General features: G+C 62.7%; 1 protein-coding gene. It reads left to right on the forward strand.

What is annotated here, in order from left to right:
- The coding region (locus AC0L2K_RS35205) for a condensation domain-containing protein (protein WP_473533686.1) at positions 1 to 268 on the forward strand (268 nt) is incomplete at both ends.

Consider the following 268-nt stretch of genomic DNA (forward strand, 5'->3'; position numbering starts at 1 on the left):
TCCAGGTGATGCTGGCCTGGAAGAACAACACCGTCGGGTCATTGGACCTGCCGGGGCTGAGTGTGGAGGCTGCCGGGGAGGGGTATGATCAGGTCAAGTTCGATCTGGAGCTCGACCTTGGCGAGCATGGCGAGGAGATCGCCGGAACATTTGGCTATGCCACGGCGCTGTTCGACGAAGCGACGATCGAGCGGCAGCGCGGCTATCTTTTGGCATTGCTGCGGGCGATGGTTGCCGATGCAGGCCAGCCGGTCGGCCGCATCGACAT

This window comes from Mesorhizobium sp. WSM4817, assembly GCF_055811135.1.